This window comes from Streptomyces poonensis (assembly GCF_014650915.1).
GTDB classification, from domain to species: domain Bacteria; phylum Actinomycetota; class Actinomycetes; order Streptomycetales; family Streptomycetaceae; genus Streptomyces; species Streptomyces poonensis.
Map to the genome: position 1 here is coordinate 1,364,096 of NZ_BMVW01000001.1, position 15,336 is coordinate 1,379,431.

Genomic DNA, 15,336 nt, shown 5'->3' on the forward strand with positions numbered 1-15,336 from the left:
AACAGGACCCTCCGGCTCAGACGTCCAGCTGGTCGGCGACCGCGCGCAGCAGGCCCGCGATCTTCTTGCCGGAGGTCTTGTCGGGGTAGCGGCCCTTCTCCAGCATGGGGGTGATGTTCTCCAGCAGGGTCGTCAGGTCCTGGACGATGGACGCCAGTTCGTCGGGCTTGCGGCGCTGCGCGGCCGCGACGGAGGGGGTCGGGTCCAGGATCGTCACCGACAGCGCCTGGTCGCCGCGCTGGCCCGCGACGACGCCGAACTCCACGCGCTGGCCGGGCTTCAGGGCGTCGACTCCGGCGGGCAGGACCGAGGAATGGACGAAGACGTCACCGCCGTCGTCGCGGGAGAGAAAGCCGAAGCCCTTCTCGCTGTTGAACCACTTGACCTTGCCGGTAGGCACGTCTGTCCTCGTCCTCGTACTCGTCGGAAACTGCGTCGGAAAGGTGTACCGAGAGCGTTCCGGCTGGGCGGAAACGGCTCTGTATAGCACTAGAGCGGGCCGTCGGGACCCGCCGGTACCAAGGCTAATGGTCCCGGGGCCGGTGACAAGACGTCGCCCGGCTGTTCCTCCGGGCTGGGAACTACCCTGGTCCGGTGCGTGACAAAACCCAAACGAATTCCACCGGGCCGGGTGACCGGCTGGTCCGGGCCGGTGCCGTCGTCTTCTTCGTCGGCGTCGTGGCCACCCTCGTCACCGTCGCCCCGCTGTTCCTCGGAACGACGCCGTTCCCCACCTATATGTTCGGCCTGAGCATGTTCATGGGCGTCGGATTCCTGATCGCCGGGGCGGGCGTGCTCCAGTCGGTCGCGGCCGGACGCCGCCGGGCTCGCGAGGCGACGCGCGCCGCGCGATGATCCCGGCGCGTCCGCTTCTCCCGCCGCCCGGCCGGGGTCGTCAGGCCGTCGCGCGGTACTCCGCGAGCCACGCCGGGAACGCCGTCAGATCGGGCAGGACGGTGTCCGCGCCCGCCGCGCGCAGTTCGTCCACGCCGTACGGCCCGGTGGCCACGGCGACGGAGTACGCGTCGGCCGCGCGGGCACCGCGTATGTCGCCGAGGTGGTCGCCGACGTACACGCTCGCGCCGTGCTCGCGCAGCGCCTCGGCCTTCTGCTCGGCCCACAGGTCACCGGTGATCGCGTCCGGCTCGATGCCGAGGTGCGCCAGGTGCAGCTTGGCGTTCGGCTCGTACTTGGCGGTCACGACGATCGCCCGGCCGCCCGCCGCGCGCACGGCCGCGATCGCCTCGCGGGCGCCGGGCAGGGCGGGCGTCGGGGCGATGGCGTGGGTGGGGTACATCTCGCGGTAGAGGTCCGCCATGGCCGCGATCCGCTCCTCGGGGAACCAGTGCGCCAGCTCCTGCGCCAGCGGCGGTCCGAGCCGGGTGACGGCCAGGTCGGCGTCGATGTGCGTGCCCGTGCGCGCGGAGAGCGCCCGGTAGCAGGCGCGGATGCCGGGCCGGGAGTCGATCAGCGTCATGTCGAGGTCGAACCCGACGACGGGCGCGGAAGAGGGCGCGGCGGAAGAGGTCGTGTAGGCCATATCGGCCATTGTGCCCAGACCGCGGCCGAGCCCTCGAGGGCGGTCCGGTGCGGTTCCCCGCGCCCCTTCAGGGGCGCGGGGCTGGGTCGATGTGCGGCTCCGCCGCGTGGGCGCGCCCAGCCACGACGGACCCGCGGACGAAACACACCGGGAGCCCGGCGGAGCGTCAGCGCGGGCGCTGGGACCGCCACACCAGGTAGCCGGCGGAGGCGACGGCCGCGGCGCGCAGGACCCAGGGCCAGGTCCCGGCGATCGCGTCGTTCATCTGCCCCTCGGCGATCGGGTCGCCCCACCTGCCCTCCGTACGGCCCCACAGCCAGACGATCCCGGCGGCGGCGACCGTGCCGGGGACGCCGAGCACGGCCCACTTGGCCTCGGTGCGGGTCAGGCGGCGCGACATGTAGGCGATGAGCCAGCCGAGGACCAGGGGCACGAGGCTGCCGACGAAGGCGCCGGCGACGAGGAGGGCGGCGGCGACGAGGAGCACGGGGTTCGTCCAGCCGGCCGCGGGGCGCAGCCGGGCCAGGACGCGGCGGCCGCGCCTGGCGGCGGACCCGGGTGCGGCCTTCTCGGGCGCGGCCTCGGGCTCGGGTGCGTCCTCGGGTGCGGCGGCCTTCTCGACGGCGACCGCGGCGCCCTTCTGCCGGGGGACCGTGCCGTCCTCGCCCTCCGCCTCCTTCCGGAGCGAGGGCCCCAGGAGTTCGGGGATCTCCACGCCGCCGACGAACCCGGGGGCGACGTCACTGAGCCCGAGGTCGCCGTACGGGCCGTCGCCGTGGCCGGTCCGGAAAGCGGGCGCGCCCGCGGGGTGGCCGCCGACGCGCCACCAGTCGGCGGGCGCGGTGCCGCCTTCCGCGTCGGCCTGGCGGGACGGTGCGGGTTCGGCGTCGGAGGTCTCCGCCGGCCGGGGCGGCTCCGCGGGACGCGGCCGGGGCACGATCCGGCGCAGGCCCTTCGGCCGCCGCTCCTGCGGTTCCGCGGGCTGTTTCCGTGGTGCGTCCGGCCGCTCCCGTCCCTCCGCGGGCCGCGGGCCGGGCACGGGGGCGGGCGGCCGCTCCGGTACGGCGTCGGCGGCGCCCGCGGCGGCCACGACCTCGTCGGGCGTGCCGAGGCGGGCGATGATGCGGCGCACCGAAGCCGGGCTGTCCACCGGGGTCTTCGCCCGGTGCCGGTCGATCTCGTTCCGCAGCTCCGTGACCAGCCGCACTCTCGCGGCGGACGGCAGCTGCTGTCGCTGGGCCAGGTCGCCGACCCGGCTCAGATACTCGTAGACGACCTGGTCGCTCTCAATCCCCACGAAGTCCCCTCCGGGACGGGTCCGTTGCCAACCTGTGCCGTGCCCTGCGCCCTCAGACGTTACCGCGCGCCCGTGAACCGGGCGCTCAGGCGTACGCGACGGGGCGCGCGCGGCTGCACCGGGTGGCCCTTGGCGGAGGTGGGTGCCCACGCCACCCGCTACCGTGGAGCGGATGAGCACCGAGGAGCAACAGGAACGCACTCCCCCAAGCGCCCCCCGCTCGCTGGCGGAAGCGCTGCGCGCACGGGACGACCATTCCCTGGCGGCGCTCCTCCGGGCCCGGCCCGACCTCATCACCCCCGTCCCCACCGACCTCACCCAGCTCGCCACCCGCGCCGGCACCCGCGCCTCGGTCGTCCGGGCGCTGGAGCGCCTGGACCGCTTCGCACTGCAGACCGCGCAGGCGCTGGCCGTGGCGGGCGACCCCGCGCCGTACGGCGAACTGCTGGCCCTGATGGCGGGGGACGAGACCGACCCCACGGTCGCCGCCGCACTCCCCCGCGCCCTCGGCACACTCCGTGAACAGGCCCTCGTGTGGGGCCCCGACGACCGGCTCCGGCTCGTCCGCACGGCCCGCGAACTGCTCGCCCCCTCCCCGCAGCACCCGTCCCCGACCGGGCTCGGGCCGACCGTCGCGGAGGCCATGGCGGGGATGTCCCACGGCCGGGTGCAGGAGATCGTCACCACGGCCGGACTGTCCGGCACGCACGACTCGGTGTCGGCGGTGGCGTCCCTGACCGCCCTGTTCACCGACCGGGCCCGGATGGCGGCGCTGCTCGACGGCGCGCCGGCGGAGTCCACGGCCGTGCTGGACCGGCTGGTGTGGGGCCCACCGTACGGCCAGGTCACCGCCGCCCCGGCGGCCCATCTGCGCTGGCTGCTGGACCGCGGTCTGCTGCTGCCGACGGCGCCCGGCACCGTCGTCCTGCCCCGGGAGGCCGCCCTCCACCTGCGCGGCGGCCGCGCCCACCGGGAGCCGGAGCCGCTGGCCCCGGCCGTCGGGACGGCCGCGACCCACCGTCCACAGGCTGTGGACGCGGCGGCGGCCGGACAGGCGTACACCGCGCTCGCGACGGTCGAGGAGCTGCTGAAGGACTGGGACGAGGGCGGCCCGGCCGTCCTGCGGGCCGGCGGCCTGAGCGTCCGCGACCTCAAGCGGACCGCCGCCGCCCTCGACGTGCCCGAGCCGATGGCCGTGTTCTGGGTCGAACTCGCCTACGCGGCGGGCCTGCTGGCGTCCGACGGCGAGGCCGACGAGCGGTACGCGGCCACCCCGGCGTACGACGAGTGGCTGGAGCTGCCCCCCGCCGAGCGCTGGGCCCGGCTCGCCACGGCGTGGCTGGCGGCGACCCGCACCCCGGGCGTGGTCGGCGGCCGGGACGCGAAGGACCGTACGATGTCGGCACTGGGCCCCGGCCTGGACCGCTCGGCCGCGCCCGAGGTACGGCACCGGGTGCTCACCCTGCTCGCCGGGCTCCCGGAGGGCGCGGCGCCCGTACCCGAGACGGTCCTCGCCCGACTGCACTGGGAGCGCCCCCTGCGCGGGCCGCGGCCGTCGCAGCAGGACGACGACCTGCGCACCCGGCTCGCCCGCTGGACCCTGGCGGAGGCGGAGGCGCTGGGCGTGACGGGCCGCGGGGCGCTGTCCTCCCACGGCCGGGCCCTGCTGGGGCTGCCCGAGGGCACCACCGCACGGGACGCTCTCCCCGAGGAGCCCGGCGACAAGCTCCCCGCCCACCACCGGCACCACGAGGAGCCGCCGGCCGCCCCCGCCGCCCCCGCTCCCGTCCCCACCTCCGCCGAACGCTCCGCGGCCGGTGCGCGCGCCGCCCTCCTGCTCGCCCCGCTGCTGCCCGAACCCCTCGACCACGTCCTCCTCCAGGCGGACCTGACCGCCGTGGCGCCCGGTCCGCTGCGGCGCTCGCTGGCCGACACCCTCGATGTGCTGGCGGACGTGGAGTCGAAGGGCGGCGCGACCGTCTACCGCTTCACCCCGGGCTCCGTGCGCCGCGCCCTGGACGCCGGACGCACCGCCTCCGACCTGCACGCCTTCCTCGCGGCCCACTCCCGCACCCCGGTCCCGCAGCCGCTCGCGTACCTGATCGACGACGTGGCCCGCAGACACGGCCATCTGCGCATCGGCGCCGCCTCCGCGTATGTGCGCTGCGACGACGACGCCATGCTGACCGAGATCCTCGCCGACAAGCGGTCCGCGCAGCTCGGGCTGCGCCGCCTCGCGCCGACCGTGCTGGCCGCCCAGGCCGACCCGGCGACGCTGCTGGAGGGCCTGCGTGCCATGGGGTACGCCCCGGCCGCGGAGTCCGCCGAGGGCGATGTGCTGATCACCCGCGCCCACGCCCACCGCACCCCGCCGCGCACCGCCCCGGAACCCGTCCCCGAGGGTCCCCCGGTGCCGGACGCCACCCTGCTCGGCGCGGCCCTGCGCGCCATCCGCGCGGGCGACCTCGCCTCCACGGCACCCCACAGGGAGGGTGTCCCCGCGCCCGAGGGCGCCCTGCCGCGGACCGGTTCCGCCGAGACCCTCGCCACCATGCAGGCCGCCGTCCTCACCGGTGAGGCCGTATGGATCGGCTATGTCAACGCCGAGGGCGGCGCCAGTCAGCGGGTCATCGCGCCCGTCCGCGTCGAGGGCGGCTTCGTCACGGCGTACGACCACACCGCGGACGAGGTCCGCACCTTTCCGCTGCACCGCATCACGGGGGTCGCGGAGCTCGCCGACGACGTGATCTGACCTGGCGTCCCAAGCCGTGACCTCACCCATTCGGGTGTACGTGGCACTTCATGCACGCCACGCCGGGAACTTCCCCCGCTCGAGCGACCTTCGCGGGTGTGCCGCGTCGGGCCGCGGGTCACCGGGCAGCCACCCGGTGTCCTGTTCATGCTCACGTGAGCGCAGCAGAGAGGAAGTTCCATGCGCATCACCCGTCGTATCGCCGCGGTGCTGACCACGGCCGCCGTGATGGTGGGCGCGTTCGCGGCCCAGGCCGTGGCCATCGGCATCGATAACGCTCAGGGTCTCCAGATCCCCATCCCCTGAGCCGCCCGGCGGGCCCGGCGCTCCACCGGGCCCGCCTTCGCTCCGGGCCGGTCCGACGCCCCGGAGGCCGGCCCGAACCCACCGCCCGGCCACGGATCCGGCACCCATCTCCAGGGAGGGAACCCCATGCACACCACCCGTCGTGTCACCACCGCGCTGACCAGGACCACGCTGCTCGCCGCGGTCGCCGTGGTCCTCGGTGCCCCCGGCTCCCCGGCGGCGGCTCAGAACCCGCTGCCGCTGCCCGTCGCGGGAATCGCCGCCGAGTCCCTGGTCGGCGAGGGGGTCACGGTGGAAGGCCCCCTGGTCAACAACGTCAACCTGCCCACGGTGAAGTAGCGCTCCGCAGTCGGTAGCTGTCGCCCTCCAGCCGGACGATCTCCGCGTGGTGGGCGAGGCGGTCGACCATCGCCGGTGCCGGGCCGCCGCCGAAGATCTCGTCCCAGCGGCCGAGCGGGCGGTCGCTGGTCACGATCAGCGAGGCCCGCTCGTACCGGTGGGCGATCAGCCGGAAGAACAGGTGGGCGGTGTCCGCGTCGAACGGGACGTAGCCGACCTCGTCGACGACCAGCACCGGGTAGGCGTCCAGCGCGGCCAGTTCCTCGGCCAGCCGCCCCGCGGCCCGGGCGCCGGACAGCCGGGCCGCCCAGTCGGCGGCGGTCGCGAACAGCACCTGGTGGCCGGCCTGGCAGGCCCGTACGCCGAGACCGATGGCGAGATGGGTCTTGCCCGTGCCGGGGGCGCCGACGAAGACCACGTTCCGCCGGGCGGCGACGAAGTCGAGCTTGCCGAGCCGGGTCACGGCCTCCCGGTCGAAGGACCGCGGGTGGCCCTCGTCGAACTCCTCCAGCAGCTTGCGGACGGGGAACCGGGCGGCACGGATCCGGTTGTCGGCACCGGCCTCGTGCGGGGAGGACGGGAATCCCGGCTGTGCGGGGACCGCCACCGTGGCCGCCAGAGGGGTGCCCGCGGTGAGGGCGGACATCCCGGCGGAGGTCCCGGCGGGCACGGGCGCCGGCACGGACGGGTGCCCGGCCGCCGCTCCCACCGGGTGCCCGCCGGGCCCGCCCCCGTCCCCGTGCTCCGTGGGTTCCCTGGGTTCCTTGGGCGAGTGGCTCGCGCGCATCATCGGCCCGGACATGTACGCGAGGATCGCCGCCGAGACGATGAACGCCATGTGGATCACCGTGCCCCACAGCAGCGAGTGCCGTGAGGTGTGGTGCACATCCACGAACATCTGGAGCAGATGGACCGAGGAGATGCCGACGATGGCGGTGGCGAGCTTCACCTTCAGCACGTTGGAGTTGACGTGCGAGAGCCATTCCGGCTGGTCACGATGGCCCTGAAGGCCGATCCGCGAGACGAAGGTCTCGTAGCCGCCGACGATGACCATGATCAGCAGATTGGCGATCATGACGACGTCGACCAGCTTGAGCACGGCGAGCATGACGTAGTTCTCGGTCGCCGCACCGGTCACACACCGGTGGATTAACGCCCACAGCTCGTTGAAGAACTTGTAGACGTACACGCCCTGGGCGGCCACCAGGCCGAAGTAGAGCGGCGCCTGCAGCCAGCGGGTGGCGAACAGGGCGTACCCGAGCGTCGCGGTCGTCGGGGACACGGCGGACGTCAGGGACTGGCTGGGACCGGGCATGGGCTCACTCCGAGGACGGTGGCACGGACGGTGACCCGCGCAGTCCGCCATTCTTCGGAAGAAGCGCCGCAAATCAGAATTCCGACCACCCATTGGGGTGGTTAGACATCCAATCGCACAGGACACGGAAGTCGCCGCGACGCACTCCGCTCCGCCCCGGCGATCAGGCACACTGGACGTTTGGCCGTGCCGAGCCACAGAGCCATCCCGAAAGGCAGCCGCGCGTGAATGGTCCCCTCATCGTCCAGAGCGACAAGACCCTCCTGCTGGAGGTCGACCACGAGCAGGCCGACGACTGCCGCCGGGCGATCGCCCCGTTCGCGGAGCTGGAGCGGGCACCGGAGCACATCCACACCTACCGGGTGACCCCGCTCGGCCTGTGGAACGCCCGCGCCGCCGGGCACGACGCCGAGCAGGTCGTGGACGCGCTGGTGCAGTACAGCCGGTACCCGGTGCCGCACGCGCTGCTCGTCGACATCGCGGAGACGATGGACCGCTACGGTCGGCTCACCCTGAGCAAGCACCCGGCGCACGGGCTGGTCCTGACCACCACCGACCGGCCGGTGCTGGAGGAGATCCTGCGCTCCAAGCGCATCACGCCACTGGTCGGCGCCCGGATCGACCCGGACACCGTGGCCGTGCACCCCTCCGAGCGCGGGCAGATCAAGCAGGTGCTGCTGAAGCTGGGCTGGCCGGCCGAGGACCTCGCCGGGTACGTGGACGGCGAGGCGCACCCCATCGAGCTCGCCGAGGACGGCTGGGCGCTGCGCCCGTACCAGAAGCAGGCGGTGGAGAACTTCTGGCACGGCGGGTCCGGGGTCGTGGTCCTGCCCTGCGGCGCGGGCAAGACGCTGGTCGGCGCCGGGTCGATGGCACAGGCCAAGGCGACCACGCTGATCCTCGTCACGAACACCGTCTCCGCCCGGCAGTGGAAGCACGAGCTGGTGAAGCGGACCTCGCTGACCGAGGACGAGATCGGCGAGTACAGCGGGACGAAGAAGGAGATCCGCCCGGTCACCATCGCCACGTACCAGGTGCTGACCACGAAGCGGAAGGGCGTCTATCCGCACCTGGAGCTGTTCGACTCCCGTGACTGGGGGCTCATCGTCTACGACGAGGTGCACCTGCTGCCCGCGCCGGTCTTCAAGTTCACCGCCGATCTCCAGGCGCGGCGGCGGCTCGGGCTCACCGCGACGCTGGTCCGCGAGGACGGGCGCGAGTCCGACGTCTTCTCGCTGATCGGGCCGAAACGGTTCGACGCGCCCTGGAAGGAGATCGAGGCACAGGGCTACATCGCGCCCGCCGACTGCGTGGAGGTCCGGGTCAACCTGACCGACAGCGAGCGGCTCGCGTACGCGACGGCCGAGACGGAGGAGAAGTACCGCTTCTGCTCGACGACGGCGACGAAGCGGAAGGTGACGGAGGCGATCGTCCGCCGCTTCGCCGGACAGCAGATCCTCGTCATCGGGCAGTACATCGACCAGCTCGACGAGCTGGGCGAGCACCTCGGCGCGCCGGTGATCAAGGGCGAGACCTCGAACGCCCAGCGGGAGAAGCTCTTCGACGCGTTCCGCGAGGGCGAGATCAACGTGCTGGTGGTGTCGAAGGTCGCGAACTTCTCGATCGACCTGCCGGAGGCGACGGTCGCCATCCAGGTGTCCGGCACGTTCGGCTCGCGGCAGGAGGAGGCCCAGCGGCTCGGGCGGGTGCTGCGGCCCAAGGCCGACGGCCACCAGGCGCACTTCTACTCGGTGGTCGCCCGCGACACCGTCGACCAGGACTTCGCGGCCCACCGCCAGCGGTTCCTGGCCGAGCAGGGCTACGCGTACCGGATCATGGACGCGGACGAGCTGCTGAGCGAGGGCACTCAGGGCTGAGGCCCGGCGTCACACGTCGAAGGTCTCGGCGCTCAGACGGCGTTCGAGCAGGGCGAGGGCGAGGTCGGTCAGGGGCCGGTCGTCGGCGGCGGCGCGGGCCCGCAGGCGCAGGAGTGCCTCGTCCAGGGGGATGCCGAGCGCGGAGGAGAGGAAGCCGACGGCCTGATGGGTCTCGGCCCGGTACAGGACCAGGTCGGCCTCTGTTCCGTTCTCGCCGGCCGGCGCGGTGTTCACGCTGTTCATCAGCAGGGTCAGCAGCAGCCGGCCCAGGCGGTGGAAGTCGCGCCGCAGAGCGGCCGTCGGGGCACCGGGACTGGTGCGGTAGCCGGCCAGCACCCCGACCGTGGCGGCGCCGAGCTGGAGGGGAACGGCGATGACGGCGCGGGCGGGGGTGTGCGCGACGGCCGACAGGAAGCCGGGCCAGCGGGCGAACTCGGCAGCGGCCAGGTCCGGCTCGGTCAGGGGGCGGCCCTGGCGGGCGACCTGCGAGGTGGGGCCGTCACCGAGGGCGAACTGCAGCTCCTCCAGCTCGGGGCCCAGGCCCTCGGGCGGGTCGGACCACACCAGTTCCGGCAGGCCGCCGCAGACGACGGCACTCACGGTGAGGGCGTCCAGGCCGATCCGACGCGCGGTGCCGGCCGGCACCGCGCGCAGTCCGTCTCCCTTCCGGGCGGCATGGCTCACACCGGCCAGGCATTCCGCCAGGCCGTCGGGGGGCGGTGGGGCACCGTCCGGAGCAGGGCCCCGGTCACCGGCCGACATGGCAGGTCAGGGCATCGGGTCGGGTTGGCGTGGCAGGTCTCTCCGTGCCGCACGGGTGGCGAGTTCGCCGAGTTCCCGCTGACGGGCGTGGGCGTGGGAGCGCACCCGGACCAAGGGCTCCTCCATGCCGATTCCCGTGCGGGCCGCCAGCACGCCCTTGGCCTGTTCGATCACGAGGCGCGTGTTCAAGGCCGCCTCCAGTTCCCCGAGGACCTCGTCATTGGTGCGCGGTACCTTGCGCTATGTAGCCAGGCCCCGGCGGCGTCGGCCAGGATCTGCGCCAGGCACAGGTCCCGCTCGGTCAGCGTGGGACGGGTGGCACTCATCAGGTCGACGGCGCCGAACGTGTACCCGCCGGCGTGCAGCGGCACGGCGGCGACGCCGGTGATACCGAGGCTCAGCGCCCGGACGGGGCGACGCCGGGCTCGCCGGCCGGCAGCGATGTGCTGGGGTCGGACACGGCCGCCTCCTCTCCGCCGGCCCGTCCGGTCTTCCCGCCGGACCGCACCGGCAGTTCCAACGCTACTCATTTTCGTTCGCCCCGGCGCCCTTCCCTCACTTAGAATCTCCGCTCTTGCCCGCCTCCCTCCCGGAGTGCCGCCGCCCGGACGGAAACCGGCCGGCACCGTGTACTGCGCACCCGCGCTCCCACGAACGGCAGCCGGCCGGTCCCCGCCCCGGGTCCCGGACGGCGCACCGTCACGCCCCGGAGGCCGAACCCGTGTCCACCCGCTCTGCCGATCCGACCCGCCCCGACACCGCCGGCGCCGCCGACAACTCCGGCGCCCCCGGCCCCGACGCAGCCCCGGACAACCCACTCCTGCGTGAGCGCGCCCATCTCGCCGCCTCCCGGTCCGCGCTGCGCGCCATGCGCGAGGAGGCCGAGTCGCTCGACACCAGCAACGTCAGCGCGAACTGGGTGAGCGCCGAGGCGCTGCGGCACGACATCGACCAGCGGATCAAGGCCCTGGCCGACCTGAGCGGCACCCCTCTCTTCTTCGGCCGTCTCGACTACCTGCACGCTCCGGGCCGGGACGCCGGCGCGACGGACGAGGCGGAGGAGGCGCACCGGTTCTACATCGGCCGCCGTCACGTGCACGACGCCGGCGGCGACCCCATGGTCATCGACTGGCGCGCTCCGGTGTCGCAGCCGTTCTACCGAGCCTCCCGCCGCGACCCGATGGACGTCGCGCTGCGCCGCCGCTTCGGCTACACGGGCGGCGAGCTCACGGCGTACGAGGACGAGCACCTCACCGACCCCACCGAGGCCGACACCACCAGCAAGCTCCTCCAGCAGGAGATCGAGCGCCCGCGCGTGGGCCCGATGCGTGACATCGTGGCGACCATCCAGCCCGAGCAGGACGAGATCGTACGGTCCGGGCTGTCCGGCACGGTGTGTGTGCAGGGCGGTCCCGGTACCGGGAAGACGGCGGTGGGTCTGCACCGTGTCGCGTTCCTGCTGTACGCCTACCGTGAGCGGCTCGCCCGCACCGGCACCCTGGTCATCGGGCCGAACCGTTCCTTCCTGCACTACATCGAGCAGGTGCTGCCCGCGCTCGGCGAGCTGGAGGTGAAGCAGGCGACCGTCGACGACCTCGTCGCCCAGGTCGCCCGGGTCGAGGTGCGGGGCACCGACGAGGCCGCCGCGGCCGTCGTGAAGGGCGACGCGCGGATGGCCGAGGTGCTGCGGCGGGCCGTCCACGCGCACGTGACCCTGCCCACCGAGCCGGTCGTCGTGGTCCGCGGGTCCCGCCGGTGGCGCGTACCGGCGTACGAACTGGAGGAGATCGTCCGGGAGTTGCAGGGCCGCGGCATCCGGTACGGGGCGGCCCGTGAGGCGCTGCCGCAGCGGATCGCGCACGCGGTGCTGGTGCAGATGGAGCGCGCGGGCGAGGCGCCGGACGACCGGGTGCAGGACGCGGTGGCCCGTAACACCGCGGTGAAAGCGGCGGTGAAGGAGATCTGGCCGCCGGTCGACCCGGCGAAGCTGGTGCTCCGTCTCCTCACCGACGCGGACTTCCTCGCCGAGCACGCGGACGGGGTGCTGAGCGAGGACGAGCAGAAGACGATCCTGTGGGCCAGGTCGGTGCGGAGCGTACGGTCGGCCAAGTGGTCCGCCGCGGACGTGGTGCTGATCGACGAGGCGACCGATCTGGTGCAGCGCACGCCGTCGCTGGGCCATGTGGTGCTCGACGAGGCGCAGGACCTCTCCCCCATGCAGTACCGGGCGGTCGGCCGCCGCTGCACCACCGGCTCCGCGACCGTCCTCGGCGACCTCGCGCAGGGCACCACCCCGTGGGCGACGCGGAGCTGGGAGGAGGCGCTGGCGCACCTGGGCAAGGACGACGCGGTGATCGAGGAGCTGACGGCCGGCTTCCGTGTCCCGACGGACGTCATCACCTACGCCTCACGGCTGCTGCCGCACATCGCGCCCGGCCTGACCCCGGTGTCGTCGGTCCGGGAGAACCCCGGCTTCTTCGATCTCCGCCCGGTCACCGAGGACGCCCAGGTGGTCGGCGCCTGCGAGGAGTTGCTGAAGCGGGAGGGATCGGTCGGCCTGATCGCGGCGGACGCCCGGATCCCGGTCCTGGCCGAGGCCCTCGACGCGGCCGGCATCGGTCACCTCGGGCCCGGCGAGGAGACGACGCGCGAGACCCGCCTCACCCTCGTACCGGCCTCGCTGGCCAAGGGCCTGGAGTACGACTACGTGGTCCTCGACGAGCCGGGGGCCGTGGTCGGCGGCGAGCCCGACGAGCGCACCGGACTGCGCCGCCTGTACGTGGCGCTGACCCGTGCGGTGTCGGGCCTGATCGTGACCCACGCGGCAGCGCTGCCGCCGCAGCTGGGCTGAGCGGCGGGAACCGGTCGCCTACGCGTCGAGCGCGGTGCGCCACTGACGTACCGCGTCCGCCGAGACCGGCCCGCTCCACCCGCCCGGCCGCACCGCGCCCCCCACGTGGAAGGCGTCCATGCCCGCGGCCCGCAGCCGGGGCACGTGGTCGAGCCGCAGCCCGCCGCCGACCAGGAGCAGCTGGGTGTAGCCCGGCTCGCCGCTGCGGGCGGCCTCGGCGAGGAGGACGTCCTGTCCGTCGTCGACGCCCCGGGCCGAGCCCGCGGTGAGGTAGGTGTCGAGGCCGGGCAGATCGGCGAGCTGCTTGCGCAGGGAGTCGCGGTCGGCGGCGCGGTCGATGGCCCGGTGGAAGGTCCACGGGCAGCCGTCCAGCTCCTCGGCCAGCCGCTCGACGGCCGCCAGATCGGGTCCGCCGTCCTCACCGAGGAACCCGAACACGAACTCCTCGGCCCCGGCGGCGCGCAGCTCCCGCGCCTGCCGTACGAGCGCGTTCACGTCCCCGGCCGCGAAGCCGTCGCCCGGCCGCAGCATCACCCGGGCCGGGAGGTCCACGGCGTCCCGGATCGCGGCGACCACGGCCGCCGGCGGGGTCAGCCCGTCCGCGGCCATGTCGGCGACCACCTCCAGCCGGTCGGCGCCTCCGGCCCGCGCCGCGACCGCGTCCTCGGCGTCGAGGGCGATCACCTCCAGGACTGCACGCGTACGCATAGGACCCCTTCCGGTCGGTTCCCTGGTTCCGTGGAGCGGCTACAGGTCTAGTCCAATCGTCCAAGCGAAAGGGTACGCCCTCGCCCGTCCGGGAACCGGTCTCACCCGAAGACGTTCAGCTCCCGTTCCTCCGCCCCGGCCAGTTCGTAGTGCGCGCCGGTCACGGGCCGGCCGGCGTACAGACGGACGAGGGTGGCGGCGTCGCCGAGGTAGCGGGCGGGCGGGGCGTCACCGGCGGGCGGGCCGAGGAGCAGCGGCTCGTCCCGGTCGTCGAGGTCGGCCTGGAGGCAGACGGAGGACTTCTCGCGGGCGCGGTGGACGAGGAGGGCGAGCGCGTCCGGGAGGCCGTCACCGGCGTACGCGCCCGGGGCGCCGAACGCGTCGCGGACATCGCCCGCGTGGATCCACTCGCCAAGAGCCAGGGCGTCGAGGGCGCCCCCGGCCTTCGCGATGACGGGGCCCGCCTCCGTCATGCCCCGCTCCACCTCGTCGATGATCCGGGTCAGCGGCCAGCCGGCGCGTTCGGTGATGTCCCGGTCGTTGGACTCGGGGCTGAACACGCCCTCCTCGAAACGGTTCTCCACCGCCCGTGTCAGTGCGGCCCCGCAGTGCGCCAGCACATGCCGCACGGTCCACCCGGGAAGGGCGGTCGGCAGCGCGAAGTCCTCCTCGGGCCGGGCGCGCAGCAGCGGGACCAGGGCGTCCCGCTCCGTGCGGAGCAGCCGGCCCGGGAGCTCGGGGTCCCGTGGTGCCATGTCGTGCAGATCTGCGGGAGTAGTCATGGGGTCACGCTATGCGCGGGGCCGCCGCGGGGGACAGCGTCCGGCACCGCGTGCCGGGAGCCACCACGGCCCGTCACGGTCCGTCCTCCACAATGGCCCCATGCCCGCACCGGACCCGGAATCCCTGCGCACCCGCTGGTGCCGCGCCCTGCTCGCGGCCCGCGGCGGCGCCGAGCGGCCCGACCCGCTCCCCTACGCCGACGATCTGCTGAAGCGCTGGTCGGAGCCACAACGCCGGTACCACACCGTGGAGCATCTGACGACGGTCCTGGACCGCATCGACATCCTCGCGGAGTACGCGGACGACGCGGACGCCGTCCGGCTGGCGGCCTGGTTCCACGACGCGGTGTACCTGCCGGAGCGGTCCGAGAACGAGGAGCGCTCCGCCCGTCTCGTCGTCCGCGCGCTGCCCGAGGCCGGGGTGGGGCGGGCCACGACCGACGAGGTCGCCCGTCTGGTCCGGCTCACCGTCACGCACGATCCGGCCCCGGGCGACCGGAACGGCGCCGTCCTCTGCGACGCCGACCTCGCGATCCTGGCGGCGGACCCGGAGCCGTACGACCGTTACGCGCGGGCCGTGCGCGAGGAGTACGGCTTCGTGCCGGACGACGCCTTCCGCGCGGGGCGCGCGGACGTGCTGCGCCAACTCCTCGCCCTGCCCCGTCTGTTCCGGACGCCGTACGGGGAGCGGACGTGGGAGGCGGCGGCGCGCCGCAACCTGGGCGCGGAGCTCGCCAGGCTCGGGGCATGACCGCCAGGCTCGGGGCATGAGCACCCGGCTCGGGGAATGAGCACCCGGCTCCCTCA

16 protein-coding genes are annotated in these 15,336 nt (G+C 74.1%); 7 read left to right on the forward strand and 9 right to left on the reverse strand.

Going from position 1 to position 15,336, the window contains the following annotated elements:
• Positions 1–16: 16 nt before the first annotated feature.
• Positions 17–400 carry a cold-shock protein gene (locus IE242_RS38760; protein ID WP_189855943.1) on the reverse strand — a complete coding sequence of 128 codons (384 nt, stop codon included), beginning with the start codon at positions 398–400 and terminating at the stop codon, positions 17–19.
• 194 nt (positions 401–594) lie between these two features.
• On the opposite strand from IE242_RS38760, the gene IE242_RS06110 reads away from it, so the two are divergent.
• Positions 595–855, forward strand: a complete 261-nt coding sequence (locus IE242_RS06110) for a hypothetical protein (RefSeq protein WP_189855945.1) — start codon at positions 595–597, stop codon at positions 853–855.
• 40 nt (positions 856–895) lie between these two features.
• Here the strand turns inward: IE242_RS06110 and IE242_RS06115 are convergent, their stop codons facing one another.
• A complete protein-coding gene (locus IE242_RS06115) occupies positions 896–1,540 on the reverse strand; it encodes an HAD family hydrolase (protein WP_189855947.1) in 645 nt (214 codons plus the stop codon).
• A 166-nt stretch (positions 1,541–1,706) separates the two neighbouring features.
• Positions 1,707–2,837 (reverse strand): hypothetical protein, encoded by a 1,131-nt coding sequence (locus tag IE242_RS06120; protein WP_189855949.1) that lies wholly within the window; start codon positions 2,835–2,837, stop codon positions 1,707–1,709.
• Between the two features lie 172 nt (positions 2,838–3,009).
• Here IE242_RS06120 and IE242_RS06125 point away from each other — a divergent pair, with 172 nt between their 5' ends.
• From IE242_RS06125 to IE242_RS06130, 3 genes are all read left to right on the forward strand, one after another.
• Positions 3,010–5,589: a helicase C-terminal domain-containing protein gene (locus tag IE242_RS06125; RefSeq protein ID WP_189855951.1), complete on the forward strand. Its 2,580-nt coding sequence runs from the start codon at positions 3,010–3,012 to the stop codon at positions 5,587–5,589.
• A 180-nt stretch (positions 5,590–5,769) separates the two neighbouring features.
• Entirely contained in the window at positions 5,770–5,895 is a 126-nt protein-coding gene (locus IE242_RS38530) for a hypothetical protein (RefSeq protein ID WP_268249425.1), read from the forward strand.
• Between the two features lie 126 nt (positions 5,896–6,021).
• Complete coding sequence (locus IE242_RS06130; protein WP_189855953.1) at positions 6,022–6,234, forward strand: hypothetical protein; 213 nt, start codon at positions 6,022–6,024, stop codon at positions 6,232–6,234.
• Here IE242_RS06130 and istB read toward each other — a convergent pair.
• Positions 6,212–7,549, reverse strand: coding sequence for an IS21-like element helper ATPase IstB (istB, locus tag IE242_RS06135; RefSeq protein WP_189855955.1), 1,338 nt, complete (start codon positions 7,547–7,549; stop codon positions 6,212–6,214). The two genes, IE242_RS06130 and istB, sit on opposite strands and share 23 nt — an antisense overlap.
• A gap of 224 nt (positions 7,550–7,773) precedes the next feature.
• Between istB and IE242_RS06140 the strand changes: the two genes are divergently transcribed.
• Positions 7,774–9,426 carry a DNA repair helicase XPB gene (locus tag IE242_RS06140; protein WP_189855957.1) on the forward strand — a complete coding sequence of 551 codons (1,653 nt, stop codon included), beginning with the start codon at positions 7,774–7,776 and terminating at the stop codon, positions 9,424–9,426.
• A gap of 9 nt (positions 9,427–9,435) precedes the next feature.
• On the opposite strand, the gene IE242_RS06145 is transcribed toward IE242_RS06140, so the two are convergent.
• Genes IE242_RS06145 through IE242_RS39050 form a run of 3 tightly spaced genes read right to left on the reverse strand, consistent with a single transcriptional unit; the run spans position 9,436 to position 10,718 of the window.
• On the reverse strand, positions 9,436–10,188 hold the full coding sequence (locus tag IE242_RS06145) for a GAF domain-containing protein (protein WP_189855959.1): 753 nt from the start codon (positions 10,186–10,188) through the stop codon (positions 9,436–9,438).
• 6 nt (positions 10,189–10,194) lie between these two features.
• Positions 10,195–10,389 (reverse strand): ANTAR domain-containing protein, encoded by a 195-nt coding sequence (locus IE242_RS06150; RefSeq protein ID WP_268249430.1) that lies wholly within the window; start codon positions 10,387–10,389, stop codon positions 10,195–10,197.
• Complete coding sequence (locus IE242_RS39050; protein WP_373299457.1) at positions 10,374–10,718, reverse strand: GAF domain-containing protein; 345 nt, start codon at positions 10,716–10,718, stop codon at positions 10,374–10,376. The genes IE242_RS06150 and IE242_RS39050 overlap by 16 nt, the downstream gene beginning before the upstream one ends.
• 338 nt (positions 10,719–11,056) lie before the next feature.
• On the opposite strand from IE242_RS39050, the gene IE242_RS06155 reads away from it, so the two are divergent.
• On the forward strand, positions 11,057–13,039 hold the full coding sequence (locus tag IE242_RS06155) for a HelD family protein (RefSeq protein ID WP_229858347.1): 1,983 nt from the start codon (positions 11,057–11,059) through the stop codon (positions 13,037–13,039).
• A gap of 18 nt (positions 13,040–13,057) precedes the next feature.
• Here the strand turns inward: IE242_RS06155 and IE242_RS06160 are convergent, their stop codons facing one another.
• Together IE242_RS06160 and IE242_RS06165 are read right to left on the reverse strand one after the other, a co-directional pair.
• Positions 13,058–13,747 (reverse strand): copper homeostasis protein CutC, encoded by a 690-nt coding sequence (locus tag IE242_RS06160; protein ID WP_189855966.1) that lies wholly within the window; start codon positions 13,745–13,747, stop codon positions 13,058–13,060.
• A gap of 101 nt (positions 13,748–13,848) precedes the next feature.
• Complete coding sequence (locus IE242_RS06165; RefSeq protein WP_189855968.1) at positions 13,849–14,529, reverse strand: maleylpyruvate isomerase family mycothiol-dependent enzyme; 681 nt, start codon at positions 14,527–14,529, stop codon at positions 13,849–13,851.
• A gap of 100 nt (positions 14,530–14,629) precedes the next feature.
• Here IE242_RS06165 and IE242_RS06170 point away from each other — a divergent pair, with 100 nt between their 5' ends.
• The gene (locus tag IE242_RS06170) at positions 14,630–15,280 is read left to right on the forward strand and encodes an HD domain-containing protein (RefSeq protein WP_189855970.1); all 651 of its coding nucleotides are present in this window, start codon (positions 14,630–14,632) and stop codon (positions 15,278–15,280) included.
• Positions 15,281–15,336: the final 56 nt, after the last annotated feature.

Bases quoted from the DNA above. Each gene is read 5' to 3' on its own strand.
- IE242_RS06115 (WP_189855947.1), bottom strand. From the start codon at position 1,540: ATGGCCTACACGACCTCTTCCGCCGCGCCCTCTTCCGCGCCCGTCGTC.
- IE242_RS06125 (WP_189855951.1), top strand. From the start codon at position 3,010: ATGAGCACCGAGGAGCAACAGGAACGCACTCCCCCAAGCGCCCCCCGC.
- IE242_RS38530 (WP_268249425.1), top strand. From the start codon at position 5,770: ATGCGCATCACCCGTCGTATCGCCGCGGTGCTGACCACGGCCGCCGTG.
- IE242_RS06130 (WP_189855953.1), top strand. From the start codon at position 6,022: ATGCACACCACCCGTCGTGTCACCACCGCGCTGACCAGGACCACGCTG.
- istB (WP_189855955.1), bottom strand. From the start codon at position 7,549: ATGCCCGGTCCCAGCCAGTCCCTGACGTCCGCCGTGTCCCCGACGACC.
- IE242_RS06145 (WP_189855959.1), bottom strand. From the start codon at position 10,188: ATGTCGGCCGGTGACCGGGGCCCTGCTCCGGACGGTGCCCCACCGCCC.
- IE242_RS39050 (WP_373299457.1), bottom strand. From the start codon at position 10,718: ATGAGTAGCGTTGGAACTGCCGGTGCGGTCCGGCGGGAAGACCGGACG.
- IE242_RS06155 (WP_229858347.1), top strand. From the start codon at position 11,057: ATGCGCGAGGAGGCCGAGTCGCTCGACACCAGCAACGTCAGCGCGAAC.
- IE242_RS06160 (WP_189855966.1), bottom strand. From the start codon at position 13,747: ATGCGTACGCGTGCAGTCCTGGAGGTGATCGCCCTCGACGCCGAGGAC.
- IE242_RS06165 (WP_189855968.1), bottom strand. From the start codon at position 14,529: ATGACTACTCCCGCAGATCTGCACGACATGGCACCACGGGACCCCGAG.
- IE242_RS06170 (WP_189855970.1), top strand. From the start codon at position 14,630: ATGCCCGCACCGGACCCGGAATCCCTGCGCACCCGCTGGTGCCGCGCC.